Origin of the sequence: Rhizobium leguminosarum (assembly GCF_001679785.1) — a bacterium.
GTDB lineage: Bacteria > Pseudomonadota > Alphaproteobacteria > Rhizobiales > Rhizobiaceae > Rhizobium > Rhizobium leguminosarum_R.
In genome coordinates this window covers 409,927-431,073 of the sequence record NZ_CP016290.1, presented here as the reverse complement: position 1 = coordinate 431,073, position 21,147 = coordinate 409,927, and the positions used below count along the sequence as shown (strand labels likewise).

Here is a 21,147-nt window from a genome sequence, read left to right as displayed (position 1 = left end):
AAACCACTATGCACATCGTGGTCTGTATCAAACAAGTGCCGGACTCTGCGCAGATACGCGTCCACCCGGTGACAAATACGATCATGCGCCAAGGTGTACCGACCATCATTAACCCTTACGACCTGTTTGCTCTCGAAGAGGCACTCCAGGTTCGTGACCGCTATGGGGGCGAGGTGACCGTTCTCACGATGGGACCGCCCATGGCTGAGCAAGCGCTACGCAAAGCCCTCACCCACGGCGCAGATCGCGCAGTGCTTCTGACCGACCGCCACTTTGCTGGATCTGACACGCTGGCGACCTCATATGCTCTTTCTCAAGCAGTCGCGAAGATTGGCGAGAGCTATGGGGCGCCTGATATCGTCTTTACGGGAAAGCAGACAATTGACGGCGACACGGCCCAGGTCGGACCCGGAATTGCAAAGAGGCTGAACCTGCAGCAACTGACTTACGTAACGAAGATTGTCTCCATTGATCCCACGTCGCGCGAGATCATGGTTGAACGGCACACGGAGAGCGGCACGCAGATGCTGAAGAGCACGTTGCCATGTCTCATCACCGTGCTGGAAGGTGTCAATGCTATCCGCAGGGGCTCTCTCGATGACGCCTTCCGTGCCGCGCGACGCCCGGTTCTTAAATGGGGGGCCGCTGACACCGGCATTGGGGAGTTGACCAAATGCGGCTTAAGGGGATCGCCGACGGTCGTGAAGCGAGTATTCGCTCCTGGTCCGCGCGCCGAAAAAGCTATGCAAATGGACATTATCGACAAAACATTGGCCGAGGTCGCCGCGGACACGGTCGCTGCAATTTTTGCCCGCCAGCCTGTTTTGGAACGCAAGCTCACGTCCCATGACAATCGGTGAGCAGCGAGGAGTAGATTTTGGTCGCTAGAAAAAATGATACGCCGGCAAACGCGGTCGGCCGCGCCAGCTCAGGGAAAAAGCTGCTTAAGTGTTTCGAAGATCACCGGCACGTCTGGGTCTTCATGGAACTTGAGGGCGGCAATGTTCATCCCGTATCGATTGAACTCCTCGGCGAAGGCCGCAGACTAGCTGACAAACTGGGTGTCCAACTGGCCGGGGTAATCCTCGGTTCGTCTGACGGCGTGGGCACCAAGCCTGCGATCGAAGAGGCCTTCGCATACGGAGCTGATGTCGCCTATCTGGTAGAGTCGCCCCTCCTCGCCAACTATCGAAACGAACCCTTCACCAAGGCTTTGACGGATCTGGTCACTACTCACAAACCAGAAATTCTCCTTCTCGGCGCGACCACGCTCGGCCGGGACCTTGCCGGTGCTGTCGCAACGACCTTGCAGACGGGGCTTACGGCTGATTGCACCGAGCTGGATGTTGATGGAGATGGGTCACTGGCAGCGACGCGGCCAACTTTCGGCGGGTCCTTGTTGTGCACGATTTACACGCTGAACAGCCGACCTCAGATGGCAACGGTGCGGCCCAGGGTCATGGCGACGCCGCAGCGTGCGGATAAGCCAATTGGACGCATTATCCAGCACGAGCTCGCAATGGTCGAGGAAGCGATCGTCACCAAAGTCCTCGCATTCCTCTGCAACGACGGTTCTGAGCAATCCAATCTGGCCAACTCCGACATCGTGGTTGGGGGCGGACTCGGCCTCGGCGCCGCAGGAAACCTGCAATACTTGAGAAACCTGGCAACGACGATTGGCGGGGGAGTCGGGTGCTCGCGCCCACTGGTCCAAAAAGGCTGGATGCCCGCTGATCGACAAATTGGTCAGTCCGGCCATACCATTAGGCCCAAGCTCTACATCGCGGCGGGAATATCTGGCGCGGTCCAGCATCGCGTTGGCGTCGAAGGAGCCGATCTGATTGTCGCTATCAACCTCGACCCGAACGCTCCGATCTTTGACTTCGCCCACATCGGCGTTGTCGCTTGCGCGCTGGAGTTCTTGCCGGCGTTGACAGAAGCTTTCGCCAAGCGAATGCCACCGCACAACTCTATCAAGGGTATGGACCGAGGAAGGCTAGATGACCAAGAGTAAGTTCGACGCGATCGTCATTGGTGCCGGTATGTCCGGTAACGCCGCAGCGTATTCGATGGCCAGTCGCGGTCTAAAAGTGCTGCAATTGGAGCGCGGAGAACATCCGGGCTCTAAGAATGTTCAAGGGGCTATATTGTACGCCAACATGTTGGGGGCGATTATCCCAAACTTCCGCGATGACGCTCCTCTTGAACGGCATCTGGTCGAGCAACGGTTCTGGCTAATGGATGACTCGTCGCACACGGGCGTGCACTATCGCTCTGATGACTTCAATGAACTGAAGCCAAACCGGTATACGATCATTCGTGCCCAGTTTGACAAGTGGTTCTCATCCAAGGTGCGCGAGGCGGGCGGCACAGTCCTTTGTGAAACGACAGCGACGAAACTCGCTCGAGATCAGAGCGGTAGAGTAATAGGCGTTTACACGGACCGAGAGGGCGGTGTGATTCTCGCGGACGTAGTCGTCCTCGCTGAGGGCGTGAACGGACTGCTTGGAACACGAGCCGGCTTACGCGATATGCCGAAGCCAGAACATGTGGCACTCGCTGTCAAAGAAATGCATTTCTTGCCGGAAGAGGTCATCGCAGAGCGCTTCGGCCTCACCGATGGCGAGGGCTGTGTGATCGAAGCCGGCGGCACGATCTCACGCGGAATGGCCGGACTGGGCTTCCTTTATACCAACAAGGAGTCAATCTCGGTGGGGATCGGCTGCCTCGTTTCCGGTTTAGCGGCAAACATGGAAAATCCGTACCGCCTTCTTGACGCCTTCAAGCAACATCCCTCGATCCGACCATTACTGGCCGGATCAGAGATCAAAGAATACGCCGCGCATCTTATTCCCGAGGGGGGCTTCAAGGCAATCCCTCAGCTCTTTGGCAACGGGTGGGTCGTCGTGGGCGACGCGGCCCAACTAAACAATGCCGTGCATCGCGAGGGATCAAACCTTGCGATGACATCGGGCCTCATGGCGGGTGAAGCGATCTTTCAGATAAAGAGCCGTGGCGGCTTGATGACGAAGCGCAATCTCTCTCTCTATAAGGGCATGCTGGATAAGTCGTTCGTCATGCAAGACCTGATGAAACACAAAGATCTTCCAAGCCTCCTCCACACCGACAGTCACAATTTTTTCATGACGTATCCAACGCTTATATCTCAGGCGGCGCAAAATTTTGTGCGCGTCGACGGTGCACCTAAAATCAACGGGGAGAAGGCCACAGCCGCCGCCTTTATCAACGCACGGTCCCGTTGGGGGTTGATTAGCGACGCGGTCCGCTCCGCCGTATCTTGGCGTTAAAGGAAAATTCGGATGAAGGCGACCATCATTGAGCGCATTGAAGATAAGCTGTACCAAAACCGATATCTCGTCGATACTGGACGTCCGCACATTGCGGTGCGACCGCATCTGTCGCCAAGCCCAAACCTCCTCGCCTTGACGCAAATCTGTCCGGCCAAATGCTACGAGCTTAACGAAATTGGTCAGGTGGCGATTGTTTCCGATGGCTGCTTGGAATGCGGCACATGCAGAGTGTTATGCGAAGCGAGTGGCGACATCGAGTGGAATTATCCCCGAGGCGGGTTCGGGGTCCTCTTCAAATTCGGATGAAGAGTTCCTACCTCCGCCGCGATAGCAGCGACCGATGCAACTGCTTAAGCGGCAAGTGAATGTGCATCAACATATCAACCCCTCGAAAGGCTAAGTTGTCACGCCGTCAGGCACACGTTTAATTTAGAAATATGCTTTGGCGTATTTCGCGCAATTCCCGTGGAAAAAACAGTGACCTATAGCCTGTTCCCAGGCATGACGAAAACAGACGAGCGGACCCGGCTACTCTCCGAAATCGCGAGCGATCTTATATCTTTTTCTCCTCTTGAGATCGCGCTGAAGGTGGTCATGAACACCCTCGACAGACATCTGCCAATGCGAGACGGTGTGATCGTGATTTACGGCGCCGGACGAGAGCCCAAGCTAACCGTATGGCATGCCGATGGCCACGACGTTCGCTCACGTTCTCTTACGGCTGAACAGTCGGATGCAATAGATTGTGCCTTCGCTAGCGGTGAGCCGCATTTTGTGAAAAAAACTGTTGCTCTAGGCTTCAAAATGAAAGGGGAAGCAATTGGCGCTTTGTGGATAGATCGCACTTTTCAAGGCAGCGCGGTGGCCGGCGAGACGGCGCTTATGAAACACATCGCTAACCTGATCGCCAAAGCTAGCTATCGCGAATTGTGCAGCGATGGCGGCTCAGTCGCCGAGGAACAACAAGCAGGACAGATTCCGAAAACCGAGCCGAAGTCTCATCCCACCCAAATCGATAAAATCGACTGGATCGTTGGGAAGAGCCCCGCGCTCAAGAGGGTATTGGCTACCACCAGGATCGTGGCCGCGACGAACTCCGCGGTGCTCTTGAGAGGAGAGAGCGGCACTGGCAAGGAATGCTTTGCAAGAGCAATACACGCGTTGTCGATACGGAAAAGCAAGGCGTTTATTAAGTTGAATTGCGCCGCACTGTCGGAAACCGTTCTGGAATCCGAATTGTTTGGCCATGAGAAGGGCGCTTTCACCGGCGCTCTCCTTCAACGAGCTGGACGCTTCGAACTGGCCAATGGCGGAACGCTGTTGCTTGATGAGATTGGCGATGTATCACCACAATTCCAGGCGAAGTTATTGCGTGTGTTACAGGAAGGCGAATTCGAACGTCTCGGCGGAACGAAGACATTGAAAGTAGACGTTCGAGTCATATGCGCCACCAACAAAAACCTTGAAGTGGCCGTCCTTCGAGGGGAGTTCAGAGCCGACCTCTATTACCGGATCAATGTGGTGCCCATCATTTTGCCGCCACTTCGGCAGCGCGACGGTGACATTTCGCTTCTAGCGCAAGTGTTCCTCGAGCAATTCAACAAGGCAAATGATCGAAATCTCGAGTTCGGGCCGTCGGCAATAGACATTTTGTCGAAATGCGCCTTCCCCGGCAATGTTCGCGAGCTGGACAACTGCGTACAAAGGACCGCTACTTTCGCCAGTTCAAATACGATCGCTTCATCAGATTTTGCCTGTCAGCAAGGCCAGTGTTCTTCGGCGCTCCTCTGGAAAGACGCCCGCGACGGTATTGACAACGACGCGGTGCATAGTCTCAACCCGCGAGATACAATGTCGAGCGGACTGGGCCCCTACGCAGGCACTCCCAGCGGTGCCACAGCCACAATGGAGGCACCGGGTCTCACTGAGCGTGATCGACTGATCAGTGCAATGGTGAAGGCTGGTTGGGTACAGGCCAAAGCAGCTCGTATCCTAGGGAAAACGCCGCGACAGGTCGGCTATGCGCTGCGCCGGTTTGGTATCGATGTGGTGAAAGAGTGAAGGTGAGCGATATCAAGAACGTCGTAAGCTTTGGTTGGTTGCCGGCGAAGCGACGTCGGGCGCGATCCTGCCTTAATTTCTACGAAACACCTCCGGCAGCAAGCGGGAAAAGGGGCGATAAAGGCGACATAAGCGCTGAAACATCAATGTCTCGTCGACCGGAATCTCTCTTGCTTTTGGAGATCTAACCTTTCCTCACCAGTGGAACAGTGCGATGTCGGAACCGGAAATAAAGGTCGGGACGACCAGCAGAGCCCCCTCCCACCGGGCGCCGATGGCTCCCGCTATGCCCGGTGGCCGCGCATCTTCGTCTTATGGCCTTTCGGTGACGGATGACATAGATGCGCGGATCTGGGAGAGAATTAAAGACCATCCCTGCTTTTCCGAGCAAGCCCATCACTATTTCGCTCGCATGCATGTCGCGGTCGCACCTGCCTGCAACATCCAGTGCAACTACTGCAATCGCAAATATGATTGCACCAACGAAAGCCGTCCCGGGGTCGCATCAGTAAAGCTAACTCCCGACCAGGCCCTACGCAAGGTGCTTGCCGTCGCCAGCAAAGTACCGGAGCTTTCCGTAATCGGCATCGCCGGACCGGGCGACGCTTGTTACGACTGGAGGAAGACAATAGCGACGTTTGAGGGAATTTCGAGAGAAATTCCTGACATCAAACTATGCATTTCTACCAATGGATTGGCGCTTCCCGACCATGTCGATGAGCTAGCTGACATGAACGTCGATCACGTGACGATCACTATCAACATGGTGGATCCCGAAGTCGGGGCGAAGATCTATCCATGGATACTCCACGGGCATCGTCGATACACTGGCATAGAAGCGGCCAGGATCCTTCACAAGCGCCAAATGTTAGGTTTGGAAATGCTGACCAAACGCGGCATCCTCACCAAGATCAATTCGGTAATGATTCCAGGCGTCAATGACACGCACCTCGTGGAAGTTAACCGATGGATCAGAGACCGCGGGGCGTTCATGCACAATGTGGTGCCCCTGATTTCCAAGCCTTCGCATGGTACTTATTACGGTCTCACGGGGCAGCGTTGCCCGGAGCCGTTCGAACTGAAGGCACTTCAAGACTGTCTCGATGGTGACGTTAAGCTTATGCGCCACTGCCAGCAGTGTCGGGCTGATGCCGTCGGTTTGCTGGGCAATGATCGCGAGCGAGAGTTTGCTCTCGACCAGATCTCCACCAAAGTTGAATTCGACACCAGCAAGCGCGAGGCCTATCGCAGGCTGGTTCAGCATGAGCGACGGGATCAACTGGCAGCAAAATTGGACGCGAACAAAGCAGTCAAGTCACTGGGTTCTTGGGGAGCCCTTGCTGTTGCCGTGGCGACTAAAGGTGGCGGCCGGATCAACGAACATTTCGGTCAGGCAAGAGAATTCCAAGTGTATGCAGTCTCACCAAAGGGGATCAACTTGGTGGGACACCGCAAGGTCGAGCAGTATTGCCTCGGTGGTTTAGGCGAGAAGGCCACTCTCGATCACACTATCGTTGCACTCGACGGCATCGACATTCTGCTTTCTTCCAAAATCGGCGATTGCCCAAAGAAGCGGTTGGCAGAAACTGGCGTGCGAGCCAGTGACGCATTTTCCTATGATTACATCGAGACTGCGATTGGCGCGCTATACGCCGCCGAGTTTGGCGGCAAACCGGCGATGCCGACAGCTTTAGGCCCCTCTAATTGAGTCAGGAGCTAAAACCATGGCCTTCAAGATCATTGTATCCCAATGCACCCAGTGCGGCGCTTGCGAATTTGAATGTCCCTCAGATGCGATCAGTTTCAAAGGTGAGGGATATGTTGTGGATTCAAAAAAATGTACCGAGTGCAAGGGTGAGTTTGACACACAGCAATGCGCTTCGGTGTGTCCGATGCCGAAGACCTGCGTCCCTGCCTGATCGCCACCGGACTAAAGCGCAAAGAATGCGACGAGCGATCAGTGGTCTCCTAGGCGAACATGCGGTTAAAAATTCATGCACCCATCAATATCACATCCAGTGAGCGATGCGCGCAACCTGAGTAGCGTCGTGGGCCCGGAACGCATGCCGTCCAAACCTCAGACAGAGCCATAACGGAGGTGTCGGCCTGGGCATATGCCGTACCAAAATAATAGGCTTTGATAACGCTCGACTTTCGATCTTCAAAGCCGCCGTAGCGAGAAGGGACATGCATGAGAGTGACAATCAGTAGAACTGACGTTGGCTTATCGGTCTATCTTCACAAGAAAGACCTTGAGGAACCGATCATCTCGGTTGAGCACAAAAACCTATGGGGCGGCTTCATTTTGCTTAAAAATGGATGGCGGATTGCCCTCCCCGACCTATCGCAGAACAGGCGGCTGCCCGTTACTGTCGACGCGAGGAGGCTACCCAGTTAGCGTGTGCGCGGCTTGATAGATGTGCGTGGATGCGAAGCGCAAGCGGGCATACACCCCGAATATAGGGCATCGAGTTCACGATCCCTTGAAGGCGGTCATCGGCAGGAGGCCGCCCATAAATCAGGAGGAATCCGATATGACGCAACTCAACGAAACCACGCTCAAGGACCTCGTGGACCGCATCCTTGGCGATATTGGCGGAGCGGTCAGCGTGCCGCTGGTACGGATTGGAGAGGCTCTCGGGCTATACAGGACACTTAAGGAGATCGGGCCGGTGAAGGCCCACGAACTTGCCGATGCTACGGGATGCGCACCTCGTTATGTGCGCGAGTGGCTGGCGGCACAGGCTGCCTCAGGTTATGTGCACCATGAGAAAGGATTGTTCTCCCTGACGCCCGAGCAGGCCTTCGTGTTTGCCGAGCCGGACAGCCCGGTCAATCTGATCGGCGCGTTCGATACCGCTGCTGCGATGGTCGAAAACCAACTGAAGGTGCAAGCCGCCTTCAAAACCGGCCGAGGCGTTGCCTGGGACGACCAAGCGGGCTGCATGTTCTGCGCTGTCGCGCGGCTGTTCCGCCCTGGTTATGTCAATGCCCTCGTCCAGGAGTGGCTGCCGGCGCTCGATGGCGTGATCGACAAGTTGAAATCGGGTGCAACGGTGGCCGACGTCGGATGCGGGCACGGGGTATCAACGGTGCTGATGGCGCAGGCTTTTCCCAACTCCCGGTTCACGGGTTACGACTTCCATTTGGGCTCGGTCGCGGCTGCGAAAGCGCATGCTGAGGCGCACGGTTTGGCGAACGTGCAGTTCGAGGTAGGCCGGGCGCAGGACTTCGACGGAAGCGACTTCGATCTGATCACCTGCTTCGACTGCCTGCACGACATGGGCGACCCGAAAGCTGCGGCGTCTCATATCAGAAAGGCGCTGAAGGACGGCGGCACCTGGATGGTCGTCGAGCCGATCGCGGGAGATACGTTGGAGGAGAACATCAATCCGGTCGGGCGCCTCTACTACTCGGCGTCGACGATGATCTGCGTTCCCACCTCGCTTGCGCAGGAGACAGGGCTGGCGCTAGGCGCGCAGGCAGGCGAACGGCGGTTGACCGAGGTGATCCGGTCCGGCGGCTTCACCCATATCAGGCGCGTGGCCGAGAGCTCGCTCAACATGGTGCTCGAAGCAACCTGATGGCAAGGAGTGGCGCGTCCGTGTCCGGCCAGCGCAAAACTGATGTCGAAAGCGGGTAGCCTTTGAGATTCGGACTATCTTTGGGCTTGAGGGCAGATCCGGTCGTCGCGCTCCAACTCCCTGCCGGGCGAGAGAGAGCGGCGATACCCGTCTCATCGGCCACATGCAGAAGCGCTTGCGGGAGTTGTTCCGGGGCAGTCTTCCCGCTCAATGCGTCGACGCAACGGCAGCCACATATTCCTCGCCGTCATAGCGTCGTTGATCAGGAGACGCGCCGCGTCGCCCAGCGTCCATGCGATCTTGCGGGATGCCGGGCCTCGCAAAGCAAACCCAACCGGCGTGAGTGATGATGATGATGATGTGAAGTGTAACCGGTGTTCCGCTCCCACGTTGTCTCCCTCGCAGTGACATGTCATCGCCTTTCCATGGACGAGCAACGGGAGTTTCTCCATGGAGACTACGATGGAGGTTCTCACAATCAGGAAGTCTGGACGTGAGATTCACCGTCATTGGCCTGATGAGGTCAAGGCGCAGATCGTTTCGGAAGCTTGAGGCCCGGCGAGGTGGAGAATGTGGTCGCGGAGCGCTGTGGATTGCGGGCGAACCGTCATTCGACTTGGCGCACGATGGCGCGGCAGGGCAAGCTGGTTCTGCCTGCGCCCGTCGATGCGGTGGAGTTTGCAGCAGTGATCGTCGACCCACCTGTTTCGGAGCCGCCGATCAAGAAAGCCAGCCGTCCCGAGATCGTCGTTGGCTCCGTCACTATCCGTTTGGAGGATGGCGCGTCTGCTGCCCGGATCGGCGCTGTAGCGCGTGCCTGCGCGTTTCCGACATGATCTTTCCATCGAACCGCGTCCGGATCATGGTGGCGACCAAGCTGGTCGACTTCCGCAAAGGCCATGATGGGTTGGCGGCATTGGTCAAGAACGAGCTGCACAAGGACCCGTTTACCGGGACGGTCTTCGTATTCCAGTCACGCAAGGCCGACCGGTTGAAGCTGATCTACTGGGATGGCAGCGGTCTGGTGATGGCCTACAACGATCAGCGTTCATACTACACCTCTTTCCTCGCCAGTTGATGTTCTTGGCTCAGTTTGCGTTTGTTGGCGCGCAGCAGTCCGATCTTGGAGTTGGTTCCAACGGCTGCATTGCTTTTGCGGCAAGTCTCCATCGGGGATTTCGTACAGGCTGTAGTGCCCGTTGTAGGCATGTCTGGCAATGAGGCCATACTTGGCCCATCTTGCGACGGTTTGCTCACTGATGTTGAGGTGCACTGCCGCTTCCTGTCTCGTCAGCATTCCTCGCTGCCGCAGCCGATCATATCGTGATTGCAGCTTATATTCGTGGATGAGATAGGCGACTTTGAGAGGTGTAAAGCGGGCATCATGGCAGCCGCGACGTGCTGTTCCACCTGGGCGATGACCCTGCTCGTTCAGGATCTCGGCGATCTCTGGATAAATGTAATCATCGAGAAGCTTATCGATCAGTTCAACGATATTGGGCTTTGTCTTGATCTGCTGAGCGGAGGACTGTGGGTTCATGGTGGTGAGCGTCTGGATTTTGCCACCCTTGAAGCGAACGTGAAGCTTGGTGGTTCCTTCCGCCGGCAGCTTTAAGAGCGTGACGTCCTCGATGATGTGGGCCAGCAGTCGCTTGCGTTCGCGACTTGGGGTATCTGGATCTTTCCAGAGTTCGTTGAAGTCGGCCGTCATCGCGACCAACCGCTCGTGGACAGCTTTATCGAGAATGAATTGATCGTGCTCTCGGCCACGTTCGCGTTCTTCGCGAGCATTGGCCAGTATGCGTAGCTTCTCGTTCCATTCACCTTCGAGCGTGTCGGCGACGAGGCGGTTATTGGGATCGACCAGCATGAAGCGGCGCTGGGCGAGATCGGCTTCCGTTTGGGCGCGTTCGATCGCGCGACAGCGCAGCCGGTCTGCTTCTTCATGGCGAGCTTGGATCTCCTTGCGGACGTCGAGTGCCAGTTCGACGGCCGCTGGCGTCATCTGCTCGGCAATCAGCATGCCGATGGCTTCATCGACGGGTGGCCCGGCAATCGACTGACACATGGGCTCCCCACGATAGATATGGTCACGATTACAAATGTACCAGGCTTCCTGCCGGCCACGCCGGGCCGCATAGCGAACCCTAAGATGGTTGCCGCATTGCCCACACACTGCCCGGCCTTGCAGTAGCGCCGGGCCCTCCCTTGGGATTGACGCTCGTGCCGCTTCAAATCCACGGCCGTTCGCCTTGAGAATCTTCAGGTTCTCCTGGTGTCGCTCCCAACTGATATAACCGGGGTGGGCATCGGGCATGCAGGCCGGCCAGTCATCAATGTCGCGCGCACGCAAAGTCTTCTTGCCGTCGATGGTACGTCGAAACTGTCGTCGGCCATAGGTATAGGCGCCAGCGTAGCGCGGATTGTTCAGGACACGCATCGCCGTCGACGCGGTCAGCGGCCGAAACAGCGTGTCGCCGTTGTGTAGGCGCGACGGAAACAATAGGCCTTCATTGCGAAAGACCTTGACGGTCTGGGAGGCGGACTCGAGGCGAGAGAACATCTCAAAGAAATGAATGATCGTTTCTCTGACTTGCATGTCTGGATCAAGCGTCACATGACCGAAATGGTCATAGACCAGCCCGGTCGGCAGCAGGCAACGAAACTCGCCGCGCCGCACCTTATTGAGAATGCCGCCGCGTAGCCGGGCCTTGATCACATGCAGTTCGGCCTCACTCATCGTTCCCTTAAGGCCGAGCAGGAGCCGGTCGTTGAAACTTGCCGGATCATAGACGCCGTCTTCGTCCAGGATCAGTGTATCGGCAAGGGCGCAAATCTCTAGCAATCGCTGCCAGTCGGCATTGTTACGCGCGAGACGAGAGACCTCCAGGCCCATGACGATCCCGGCATGCCCCATGCCGACGTCGCTGACCAGGCGCTGGAACCCTTCACGCCAGGCGGCCGATGCACCGGACTCTCCTTGATCGTTGTCGATGACGATAATCTGCTCGTCGCGCCATCCGAGGGCGACAGCACGCCCCCGAAGCGCATATTGCCGCCCGGCGCTCTCGACGTTCTCAACGACTTGCCGCATGGAAGACTGGCGGATGTACAGATAGGCGCCGCGTTCGAGGTGATGAGGCTGGACTTTGAGATGTACATTCATCGTGATCTCCGATCGTTGATGCTCATGGCGATTGTCGCAAGGACGTGAACGACGGTGCTGTGTCCGCGGTGCAGCGGCCAAGCAATTGACGACGGGTAATTCTGCTCTCGCGGGGTGATTGCTGTTGAGGCTAACGCCTGAGCCCATCCCCACATGCCCCGGCGCAAAAAGAGCAGCAGGCCGCTACGGGCCATGAGCGGCAACGCTGCGCCGAGAGCAGCCTTGCGCAATACCTCGTACTGGGACGCGATGGTTGACGGCTGGATCGGGCATGCCGCCGTCGCGGCAATGTCTACCTGCCGCTTTTTTTTAGAACCCGCTCGATCGATCTGGGATGAAGCTCGATATCGAGTTCCTGGCGGAGCAGCTTGGCAAGTTCCCGGGCGCGGACGGGTTCGCCTGGGGCGAGATGCGCCTGCAGAAATGCCACGACCTTGTCGTCGATCTTGTGGGGACCGCGGGGCCCCGGCTTCGTCGGCACCAGTCCGGCAATGCCGGCCATATTGAAGTTCACCTTGGCCTGGTAGTAGGTCGGCCTGGAAACGCCGTACTCGTCGGAGGCCTCCGTCACCGACAGTTTGTCGATGGAGACGCGACGCAGCATCTCGTATTTGACCTGCACGGCGTCGTGTGGATCGAAGAACTCGCTGCCCCGAAACTTTGGATCGCGCACCTTCTCGGGGGTTGGGTTGAACGTGCCCTCTTCGATGAGGACATCCGTCTTTGTGCGCTTGCTGTCGTACTTCGCAGACATCAATGGCTCCGAGGGCGTGAAGCGACATTATCGTAAGTTTAATTATGACGCAATTTACCGCCTCGTCAAGGCAATCTCTATGGCTTATCACCGGCATTCCGTCATATATACAAGCGTAAATCCTCATGAATATCACCCTCTGCGGCATAATCTGTTTTACAGAAGCGGCATATTTATCTTTACATCCTGGCGCGTCGTCGCGTGCCCGACTTGCTTGAAAGGCGCTCCACCAGGGCGGTCAATTCCATTAAGTCGGCGACACGCAAGAGCGATCGTCCATTGCTCATGGCAACTTCAGGATCCGGGCTCACAAGATCAGTCCATTGCGGGGGAACCGACCAAACGGTGGCATCCTCGGTCTGCAGCAAAAGGCGTTCACCATGCCGATTGTAGCGCTTGCCGACACACGGCAACTGCCGTGGGAATAGAGGATGAAACGGATGCGTGACCCGTACTAACTGCGTATCTGCGTTGGTAGAGGCTGCATTCCTGTGTGAGGTACAAGAAGCTGGAGGATGGCGGTTCCATTGGCCCCGGATGCAGGACGGCGCGATGCATCTGACATCCGCGCAGTTCTCGGCGCTGTTCGAGGGACTGGACTGGAAACGCGTTCATGCACCAAGCGAAACGCGAGTGCGTGTTTCACTAATTTCGGGACAGCGATTCCGGTAATTCGCGGACAGCGATTTCAGTAAATACGGGACAGCGATTCCGCTAATTCCGGGACAGTCTCGGACGTGGATTTAAGGTCGATTTTCGCAAGCGCCGTTCTGGCAGATTGCCTCCTCATCATCGGTTGAGAGGGGCCATGCCAAGACGGAAGCAAGCGAGACGAACGACAGTGAAAGACATTCGATCGATACTGCGACTGACGCACGAGCAGGGCCTTTCGGTTCGCGCCGTTTCGGAACGCCTGAAGATCAGCAAAACCTCTGTGGCGACGTATCTGTTGCGAGCGAGGGAGACCGGACTTTCGGTCTGGCCGTTGCCTGCGGGCCTGGACGATGATGCCGCGCTGGAGCGACATCTTTTCCGGCGCGTTGGCCGGCCGCCACAGGACTTGGTCGAGCCGGATTGGCGGTCCGTTTCCGCCGAGCTGAAGCGCAAGGGTGTAACGCTGACGCTGCTCTGGCAGGAATACAGGGCGAGCCATCCCGACGGCTACGGCTACACATGGTTTTGCGACCGTTTTGCCGTCTTCGAACGCCGCGCTCACGCGACGTTCCGCAACCGTCATGAGGCGGGCGCGGTGATGCAGACGGATTATGCCGGCCACACCATCCCCATCATCGACCCTTCGACCGGCGTCATCCATTCGGCACAAATCTTTGTGGCGATGCTTCCCGCCTCGTCGTTGACATTCGCCTGTGCCAGCTTCAGCCAGAAACTGCCGGACTGGATCGAGGGCCAGGAACGCGCGCTGAGCTTCTTCGGCGGCGTCACGAAGGCGATCGTGTGCGACAACCTGAAGGCAGGCGTCGCCAAGGCGCTGTGGTTCGAGCCGACGCTCAACGCCACCTTCGCTGCTATGGCCGAACATTACGATACGACCATCCTGCCGACCAGAAGCCGCAAGCCGCGTGACAAAGCCAAGGTCGAAGGTGCAGTGCTGATCGTCGAGCGCTGGATATTGGCTCGCCTCAGAAACCGACGCTTCTTCAGTCTGGCTGATCTGAATGCCGCGATCTCGGTTCTGCTTGACGACTTGAACAACCGCCCGATGCGCCACATCGGAAAGTCGCGCCGAGACCTGTTCGAGGAGGTAGAGAGAAAGGCGCTTGCGCCGCTGCCAGCAACGCCGTTCGACTATGCGGAATGGAAATCGGCGAAGGTCCATCCCGATTACCATGTCGAGGTCGACAAGACCTTCTACTCTGTGCCGCACCGCTTGATCGGCCGACAGGTTGATGTGCGTCTGACCCACCGGGTGGTCGAGGTATTTCTCGATCACAAGCGGATTGCCAGCCATATCAGGCGTTCTCAGCGATCCGGGCATGTGACGGTCAACGAGCATATGCCCAAATCCCACCAGCGTTATGCCAACACGACGCCGGCATCGCTTTTGAACCAGGCGGCAAGGATCGGGGTGAACACCGCCATTCTGGTCGAGCGGATGATGCGCGATCGTCCTCATCCCGAACAAGGATATCGCTCGGCCTTCGGCATTCTGTCCCTTGCCCGCCGTTACGAGACGGATCGCCTGGAAGCGGCGTGCGAGCGGGCGCTGGTCATCAACTCCATCACCTATTCCTCTGTCGCCGCCATTCTCAAATCCGGTCTCGATCGAACCAAACCCCAGACAGACCCGGCAAAACCCACCCCGCCGCACACCAACATCCGCGGCGGCTCCTATTACCAGTGAAGGAAAGGAAAGACCCATGCTGACACATCCAACCCTCGATCAGATGCAGGCCCTTGGCCTTGCCGGAATGGCAACGGCCTATCGCGAACTTGCCGCTCAGAACAACAGCAGCGATCTCAGCCGCGACGAGTGGCTCGGCCTGATGCTCGATCGGGAAACGGCTCTGCGATCCGACAAGCGCCTGACCAACCGGCTTGCAGCTTCAAAGCTCCGCTTTCCCGACGCCTGCATCGAGAACATCGACTTTGCCGCTCATCGTGGTCTCGACCGCCGCAACACTCTGTCGCTTGCGCAAGGGGCGTGGTTGAAGGCAGATGAGAATATGATCATCACCGGCCAGACCGGCACGGGAAAAACCTGGCTCGCCTGCGCCTTCGGCCGTCAGGCTGCCCGGCTCGATCATTCCATCCTCTACCTGCGTATGCCGCGTCTGTTCGAAGATCTGGGCCTTGCCAGGCTTGACGGCCGCTTTCCACGCCTGGTCGACAAACTCGCCCGCGTCCAGTTGCTGATCCTCGACGACTGGGGAACGCACACGCTCACAGATCAACAACGCCTCGACCTGCTGGAAATCTTCGAGGAACGCTATCGCCGGAAATCAACGCTCATCACCGCGCAGCTTCCTGTCGCCCAGTGGCATGACATGATCGGAGAACCGACCATCGCAGACGCAATCCTCGATCGGATCATCCACAATGCGCACCGCATTGCCCTTGAAGGCGACAGCATGCGACGGCAAAAAACACCATCCCACTTGACCGGCGCTGAAAACGGCGAAATCAATCGCTCATGACTTCAACCAGGCAGGCGAAAATCGACCACACCATGCTGTCCCGGAATTAGTGAAACCACTGTCCGCGATTTAGTGAAACGACTGTCCCGTTCTTCCGAAATACGCAACGCGAGCGCCAACAAAGGCTGGTTAGCGGCCGCGACCAATTGAATCAGCATCATCCAGCCTCTCGTTCCGAGAGGAAAAAGATGCTGTTCTTAGCGCGTGACGATAACCCGGACGAACTTCCGGATGAACTGAACGCGCTGAAAGCCATGGTGCTTCGCGTGAGGCGGAGAATGCCCGGCTACGTAAGATCATCAAGGAATTGCAGCGCCACCGTTTTGGCGACGGGCAGAGACGCTCCCCGAGGACCAGCTTCTGCTTGGGTTTGAAGAGGGCCGAGCAAGTCGAGGCTGCGGGGCTGGAAGAGAAGGAACAAGCCACCACTGCCCTTCACCAGCCGTAAGTCGCCAGGCGGCGCACGAACCGTGGCTCGCTACCAGCCCACCTGCCGCGCATTGGTCCAGGTTCACCCGGAACGACTTTCGGCCCCGGTGGTCCTTCTGGCCCAACCGGGCCTGGGATGGAGATGGGGTCACCTTCACCCACGCCGATTCATCCCAGACACCACAGTCCAATGTGGCAGCTTCCATTGGAGTTCCGATCTTTTAACAGGAGCTTTCCGTTTAAGCGACGGAAAGCCTTCTGGCGACTAGCGATGAGCGAAGTTTCATGGCCGGCTTTTCGATCAGCGTCCATGATAGAGCGGCTAATGCCACGGTTCCGACCGGCTCGGCGATCCAGAGCCACCAGTGGCCGACCCATCCGATGGCGATCAGCGTGTGCATGACGAGCATATGGTAGAGGTAGATCCCGTAAGAGAGATCCTGGCCGCGCAACAGGTTAGGGCGCGGAAATGAGTACGCTGCCGACAGGACTAGACCGGCGAGAACAGCAATTCGGAATGCATCGGCAGGCGCCGCATTGTTGATCGAGATGAATGCAGCGGACGTTCCTGCTACCCACCACGTTATCGCGAGATGAGTTGCCAGCCACCACAAGAGCTTGCCTTCAAAGATCTTGCTGACGCGATTCCAGTAAAGCCGAGCAAGAACTCCCATCGAAAAAATCCAGAAAGTCGGGCCTACTGTCACCGACAGGAACGGATTGTACTTATCAGTTATGTTGAAGTGCTGCGCCATGACCCAAGACCCGAGACCGGCGACGGCAACGACTAGCGCCCCTGCTCGTTTCCACCGCCGCCAAATTTCCAACAGCATTGGCAGGGTGAGGTAGAACGTCAGCTCCACCGTCAGCGTCCACAGCACCCCGCTTGGGTCCGAGGCGCCGTAAAAGCCGCTCATCGTGTAGGGCTCGTATGTGAAGTAGACCGCCCAGATTCGTGCAGCGGTCAGGATGTAGACCGTGAAGTAAGACAGATACTGCAAGATGCCAGTGACATTTAATCCCCCAGTCACAAGCAGGGCAAGTTCCATCACGGCGATGTTGACGAACAGTGCAGGAAAGATTCGGAGCGACCGCTTGACGAAAAAAGAGGCCGCCGACGATGAGCGGATGTAAGAATCCGTAACTAGAAAGCCGCTGATTACAAAGAAGATCGCAACACCCGGCACCGAAAACAACAAATTGAAGACCGCTGTACCGTTCAAAGAATCGCCCAGGTGAAGCCAACTCCACGCGTGGCTAAGCATCACTTGGCAGGCGGCAAAGAGCCTTAACAGGTCAAAGTTGTTCCGGTGGCCGGATGAGTGTTCATTGGATGGTCCCATGAATGTCCATTAGCGCAGGCAGATGCCGCGCAACCTTTCGGCGCTTTATTGAGAACAGAACTCAGTGTAGCGGTGGACGGCGTTGTTGTCTGCAGCTCTGCCGTCAGATCGTTTGCCCTCGTTCAGCAACAACATCAACGATTACATGCTGATCCGGACGGTGGGGTCAAGGCACCGTTACTGTGAAAGTTGCATTCATCACCGCATTAGCCGCCGCCGAAGCAATGCGGTCGACACGAGGAATGGTACGACTATGTAGATGCAGAGAACGCCGATATGCAGGCAGACATTGGCGATTGGTTGGCCCAGCATCATCGGGCGGATAACGTCTATCGAATGTGCCAAGGGCAAGAAGGCCGCTAGTTGCTGGAATGCGGCAGGCAATTGATCTATGGGAAAGACTGCGCCTGATAAGAACAACATCGGTGTGATGACAAGCGTTTGATAAAATATGAAATAGTCGTAGCTGGGCGCGAGAGCCGTGACCACCATACCAAGGCTCGCAAAGGCAAAGCCAGTAAGGGCAATGACCGGAAGAGCATAGAGAAGAGCCAGCCAGTGAGTGTATCCCAACATGGCAGCGACAATACCAATACCGGTGCCTGCGAGCGACGCCTTAGTTGCTGCCCACGCCATTTCCCCAACGACGATATCCCCTAACCTGAGCTGTGTGTACAACATTGCTTCCCAGGTGCGCTGGCCCTGCATTCGGCCAAAGGCCGCATAGATAGTCTCGAAGGTTGCAGCAGTCATCGCGCTCGTCGCGACCATTCCAGCCGCCAAAAATGCAGTGTACGATACGCCGTCAACGCGCCCTACCATCACTCCCAATCCAGCGCCGAGTCCGAATAGATATATTATGGGATCGGCTAGATTTCCCAGAATGGATGCCAGCGCCGCTTTTTTCCAAGCCAGATAGTTTCGGCGCCAAACTGCAAGCCAGTTCAAACCGCCGGCGGGTAATGCTGCTACGCTCATCGTCTACTTCTCCATCTCGCGTCCGGTTAACCGCAAGAAGACATCCTCTAGATTTGGTGGACGCTCCAGCAAGCGCAGGCCCGAATATCCACGCAGTTGCGCGCGTACCTGCTCTGGATCAGGCGTGTAGCAGAACAGGGTCTCTCCGCTGATCTCCAGTCGCCTAGCATTCGGCCTGATCAAAAGACTAAGCTCCTGCGGGTCGCCACCGTAAATTTCGATCACGGGACAGCCAATCTGCTCCTCGATCAGGGCATGGGGTCGGCCTTCGGCGATTTTTCGCCCAGCTTCGAGCACGCACAGCCGGTCGCACAACCGCTCAGCCTCTTCCATGATATGGGTCGTCAGAAGAATTGTCTTGCCTCGTGCCAACAGCGATCGAAGTCGTTCCCAGATCAAGTGGCGCGCGTGTGGGTCGAGACCGGTGGTCGGCTCGTCCAAAATGAGTAGCTGCGGGTCATTAATGAGCGCACGCGCCAAAGTGAGGCGCCGCTTCATCCCGCCAGATAGGTCTGCCACACGCGTATTCGTCTTGCTCTCAAGTCTCGCAAAATCAAGCAGCGACGGGATGACCGCTTCGATTTCTCGGGTGCTCATGCGGAAGTAGCGGCCGTATACCATAAGGTTCTCGCGAACCGTGAATTCCAAGTCGAGATTATCGAACTGCGACACGATCCCGATTTTCGCGCGTGCCAAGCGAACCTGGCCCGGCTCCTGCGCTCCGAGTACAGTGATCTTGCCTGCACTTGGCGACGTCATCCCTAGGATCATACGGGTGATCGTACTTTTACCTGCGCCGTTCGGCCCTAAAAGACCAAAACATTCTCCAGGGGCGATAGTAAACGACAAGTCATTGACAACGACTTTGCCACCATATGATTTCGAAACGCCGGCCAGGTCGATTGCAACTGGGGACAATGAGCCAGAAGGCGAATCCATTGCCTTAAGTTTCGAACGGCCCTGCCGGTCCGACTGGCTGAGATGATGCTGGTGCGGATCAGCTGCCGCCGTCTTCAAATTCGTTAGTTGCCCGTTCATTTCTTGTCCCAACTTATTAGCTGCGGTGACGCAACCATCACTCGCCACTATAGGCAATTTCAGATGTCGCCCGCCCTGGCATTTTAGCAGCGCCCTGCTGACCAACAGTGGGCGCAACAGCGACTGATCCACGCGACAGCCAGTCGCTATTGGATAAGGTACAAAGGGCATAGGCCTTCAAGGGAATTAAGAGAAAGATGTTCACGAGCGTGTGGAGAGCAAAACCCAGAAACCTAAGTTGGCGGGCGCGATAGGCAGCCACGCTGCATCGTACAAGAGTCATGGATCCGATCACCAGGATCGTCCACCATGGCACTGTGGCGGTCAGCGCAAACTGGCCAATACCCGTCAATACCGACAGCGCAAGAAGCAGAAGGCCGCCATTTTGCCCGATTACGTCCAGAGTGAGATACCGATCGAGGCCAGGCATTAGAGGGAGCGCGAGCAATGTATCCCGGAAGGTGCTGCGTGCCCACCGTAGTTGTTGACGCAGATAGACACCCATTGTGTCAGGAACGACTGTCGCCGCGATGGCGCTCGGAACATACTCAGTTCGAAAGCCGGCGCTCAGCATGAGAATCGTCAAATGGCGATCTTCACCGAAGTCACTCGGCTTGCCGCGATAAAGCTGCGTCTCGTACTGATCCAGCAGCGAGAGCATAGCAGACCGACGGTACATCGCGCATGGGCCGCAGCAACACATAACTGCACCGAAGCGAGCTTGTGCCGCGCGCTCCTCGTTGCAGGCAAGCCAGTACTCCATGTCAATCAATCGAGTTAGCCAGGTGTCCGCCTGGTTACTGGCTTTCATTTGGCCCATCGCCGCACCGACTGCTGGATCGCGCATTTTGTGGGCAAGCTTCGAGACGACGTCGGGGGCTATCGTGGTGTCTGAGTCCACATTCAAGATGAGGTCCCCAGAGGACTGGGTTATAGCGGCGATTTGCGCTTTGCGCTTTCCAACATTTTTAGCGAGAATTGTGAAGTTGAATCTCTCATCGTCTACATAGGCAGCGCGTTGAGCCACGACCGCTTCGCGATTTTTGGAACCGTCGTCGACCACATAAAAACGCAATTTTCCAGCGTAATCCTGTTCCGCGAGAGACGCGAGGCATTCGGAGAGAACGATTGGGTCCTCGTTGAAGCACGGCACAATGACATCAACGCTTGGTAGATGGGTGGTTTCGACGTCTTTCGCAGGTGTTGTTGAGGTCGTTGTCCGCCTAGCATGAAAGACCTGCGCGCTCTTATATACAGTGGAGAGCATTGCATAAAGCGAGACGGCGGCGATGCTGGTTGTTGCGAGCAGGGTCATGGTTTCTCGTTTG

At 56.9% G+C, this 21,147-nt stretch carries 22 protein-coding genes and 2 pseudogenes; 15 read left to right on the top strand and 9 right to left on the bottom strand.

Features of this window, described 5'->3' with window-relative positions:
- The first annotated feature begins 8 nt into the window (after positions 1 to 8).
- The 9 genes from BA011_RS36495 (at position 9) to BA011_RS36460 (ending at position 8,956) form a co-directional block, all read left to right on the top strand.
- Entirely contained in the window at positions 9 to 860 is an 852-nt protein-coding gene (locus tag BA011_RS36495) for an electron transfer flavoprotein subunit beta/FixA family protein (protein WP_065284397.1), read from the top strand.
- 17 nt (positions 861 to 877) lie between these two features.
- The gene (locus tag BA011_RS36490) at positions 878 to 2,014 is read left to right on the top strand and encodes an electron transfer flavoprotein subunit alpha/FixB family protein (RefSeq protein WP_065284396.1); all 1,137 of its coding nucleotides are present in this window, start codon (positions 878 to 880) and stop codon (positions 2,012 to 2,014) included.
- Positions 2,001 to 3,308, top strand: a complete 1,308-nt coding sequence (locus BA011_RS36485) for an NAD(P)-binding protein (protein WP_065284395.1) — start codon at positions 2,001 to 2,003, stop codon at positions 3,306 to 3,308. The genes BA011_RS36490 and BA011_RS36485 overlap by 14 nt, the downstream gene beginning before the upstream one ends.
- A gap of 12 nt (positions 3,309 to 3,320) precedes the next feature.
- Positions 3,321 to 3,617 carry a ferredoxin family protein gene (locus tag BA011_RS36480; RefSeq protein ID WP_065284394.1) on the top strand — a complete coding sequence of 99 codons (297 nt, stop codon included), beginning with the start codon at positions 3,321 to 3,323 and terminating at the stop codon, positions 3,615 to 3,617.
- Positions 3,618 to 3,812: 195 nt separating this feature from the next.
- Complete coding sequence (gene nifA / locus BA011_RS36475; protein ID WP_065284466.1) at positions 3,813 to 5,372, top strand: nif-specific transcriptional activator NifA; 1,560 nt, start codon at positions 3,813 to 3,815, stop codon at positions 5,370 to 5,372.
- A 214-nt stretch (positions 5,373 to 5,586) separates the two neighbouring features.
- Positions 5,587 to 7,080 carry a nitrogenase cofactor biosynthesis protein NifB gene (gene nifB / locus BA011_RS36470; protein ID WP_065284393.1) on the top strand — a complete coding sequence of 498 codons (1,494 nt, stop codon included), beginning with the start codon at positions 5,587 to 5,589 and terminating at the stop codon, positions 7,078 to 7,080.
- 16 nt (positions 7,081 to 7,096) lie between these two features.
- Positions 7,097 to 7,291: a 4Fe-4S binding protein gene (locus tag BA011_RS43495; RefSeq protein ID WP_017958634.1), complete on the top strand. Its 195-nt coding sequence runs from the start codon at positions 7,097 to 7,099 to the stop codon at positions 7,289 to 7,291.
- Positions 7,292 to 7,563: 272 nt separating this feature from the next.
- Positions 7,564 to 7,770, top strand: coding sequence for a putative nitrogen fixation protein NifT (gene nifT, locus BA011_RS36465; RefSeq protein WP_065284392.1), 207 nt, complete (start codon positions 7,564 to 7,566; stop codon positions 7,768 to 7,770).
- A 136-nt stretch (positions 7,771 to 7,906) separates the two neighbouring features.
- Positions 7,907 to 8,956 carry a class I SAM-dependent methyltransferase gene (locus BA011_RS36460; RefSeq protein ID WP_065284391.1) on the top strand — a complete coding sequence of 350 codons (1,050 nt, stop codon included), beginning with the start codon at positions 7,907 to 7,909 and terminating at the stop codon, positions 8,954 to 8,956.
- 84 nt (positions 8,957 to 9,040) lie between these two features.
- On the opposite strand, the pseudogene BA011_RS45745 reads toward BA011_RS36460, so the two are convergent.
- Positions 9,041 to 9,372: pseudogene (locus tag BA011_RS45745) on the bottom strand (hypothetical protein); the annotation flags it as partial.
- Positions 9,373 to 9,519: 147 nt separating this feature from the next.
- On the opposite strand from BA011_RS45745, the gene BA011_RS36455 reads away from it, so the two are divergent.
- Positions 9,520 to 9,792: a hypothetical protein gene (locus tag BA011_RS36455; protein WP_237352829.1), complete on the top strand. Its 273-nt coding sequence runs from the start codon at positions 9,520 to 9,522 to the stop codon at positions 9,790 to 9,792.
- Positions 9,789 to 10,034, top strand: a complete 246-nt coding sequence (gene tnpB, locus BA011_RS36450; RefSeq protein ID WP_151343754.1) for an IS66 family insertion sequence element accessory protein TnpB — start codon at positions 9,789 to 9,791, stop codon at positions 10,032 to 10,034. Before BA011_RS36455 ends, tnpB (BA011_RS36450) begins: the two co-directional genes overlap by 4 nt.
- Here tnpB (BA011_RS36450) and BA011_RS36445 read toward each other — a convergent pair.
- From BA011_RS36445 to BA011_RS46710, 3 genes are all read right to left on the bottom strand, one after another.
- On the bottom strand, positions 10,005 to 12,203 hold the full coding sequence (locus tag BA011_RS36445) for a recombinase family protein (RefSeq protein ID WP_237352828.1): 2,199 nt from the start codon (positions 12,201 to 12,203) through the stop codon (positions 10,005 to 10,007). The genes tnpB (BA011_RS36450) and BA011_RS36445 overlap by 30 nt on opposite strands.
- Before the next feature lie 211 nt (positions 12,204 to 12,414).
- Entirely contained in the window at positions 12,415 to 12,876 is a 462-nt protein-coding gene (locus tag BA011_RS36440) for a helix-turn-helix domain-containing protein (RefSeq protein WP_065283427.1), read from the bottom strand.
- A 179-nt stretch (positions 12,877 to 13,055) separates the two neighbouring features.
- Complete coding sequence (locus tag BA011_RS46710; RefSeq protein ID WP_420493456.1) at positions 13,056 to 13,415, bottom strand: DUF5372 family protein; 360 nt, start codon at positions 13,413 to 13,415, stop codon at positions 13,056 to 13,058.
- Between BA011_RS46710 and tnpB (BA011_RS46705) the strand changes: the two genes are divergently transcribed.
- The 3 genes from tnpB (BA011_RS46705) (at position 13,321) to istB (ending at position 16,031) form a co-directional block, all read left to right on the top strand.
- A complete protein-coding gene (gene tnpB / locus BA011_RS46705) occupies positions 13,321 to 13,548 on the top strand; it encodes an IS66 family insertion sequence element accessory protein TnpB (protein WP_151343753.1) in 228 nt (75 codons plus the stop codon). The two genes, BA011_RS46710 and tnpB (BA011_RS46705), sit on opposite strands and share 95 nt — an antisense overlap.
- Before the next feature lie 136 nt (positions 13,549 to 13,684).
- Positions 13,685 to 15,238 carry an IS21 family transposase gene (gene istA / locus BA011_RS36435; protein ID WP_065279982.1) on the top strand — a complete coding sequence of 518 codons (1,554 nt, stop codon included), beginning with the start codon at positions 13,685 to 13,687 and terminating at the stop codon, positions 15,236 to 15,238.
- A gap of 16 nt (positions 15,239 to 15,254) precedes the next feature.
- A complete protein-coding gene (gene istB / locus BA011_RS36430; protein ID WP_065284017.1) occupies positions 15,255 to 16,031 on the top strand; it encodes an IS21-like element helper ATPase IstB in 777 nt (258 codons plus the stop codon).
- 2 nt (positions 16,032 to 16,033) lie between these two features.
- On the opposite strand, the gene BA011_RS44690 is transcribed toward istB, so the two are convergent.
- Complete coding sequence (locus tag BA011_RS44690) at positions 16,034 to 16,192, bottom strand: hypothetical protein (RefSeq protein WP_186806626.1); 159 nt, start codon at positions 16,190 to 16,192, stop codon at positions 16,034 to 16,036.
- Positions 16,193 to 16,285: 93 nt separating this feature from the next.
- On the opposite strand from BA011_RS44690, the pseudogene BA011_RS45740 reads away from it, so the two are divergent.
- Positions 16,286 to 16,476 (top strand): annotated as a pseudogene (locus BA011_RS45740) (transposase domain-containing protein); the annotation flags it as partial.
- 223 nt (positions 16,477 to 16,699) lie between these two features.
- On the opposite strand, the gene nodX reads toward BA011_RS45740, so the two are convergent.
- The 4 genes from nodX to nodC all read right to left on the bottom strand — a co-directional run bounded on the left by nodX (position 16,700) and on the right by nodC (position 21,134).
- Complete coding sequence (gene nodX / locus BA011_RS36425; protein ID WP_065284389.1) at positions 16,700 to 17,803, bottom strand: nodulation protein NodX; 1,104 nt, start codon at positions 17,801 to 17,803, stop codon at positions 16,700 to 16,702.
- Positions 17,804 to 18,001: 198 nt separating this feature from the next.
- The gene (locus BA011_RS36420; protein ID WP_062944505.1) at positions 18,002 to 18,781 is read right to left on the bottom strand and encodes an ABC transporter permease; all 780 of its coding nucleotides are present in this window, start codon (positions 18,779 to 18,781) and stop codon (positions 18,002 to 18,004) included.
- Between the two features lie 3 nt (positions 18,782 to 18,784).
- Positions 18,785 to 19,819 carry a nodulation factor ABC transporter ATP-binding protein NodI gene (gene nodI, locus BA011_RS36415; protein WP_072642689.1) on the bottom strand — a complete coding sequence of 345 codons (1,035 nt, stop codon included), beginning with the start codon at positions 19,817 to 19,819 and terminating at the stop codon, positions 18,785 to 18,787.
- Between the two features lie 37 nt (positions 19,820 to 19,856).
- Positions 19,857 to 21,134 (bottom strand): chitooligosaccharide synthase NodC, encoded by a 1,278-nt coding sequence (nodC, locus tag BA011_RS36410; RefSeq protein WP_065284388.1) that lies wholly within the window; start codon positions 21,132 to 21,134, stop codon positions 19,857 to 19,859.
- Positions 21,135 to 21,147: the final 13 nt, after the last annotated feature.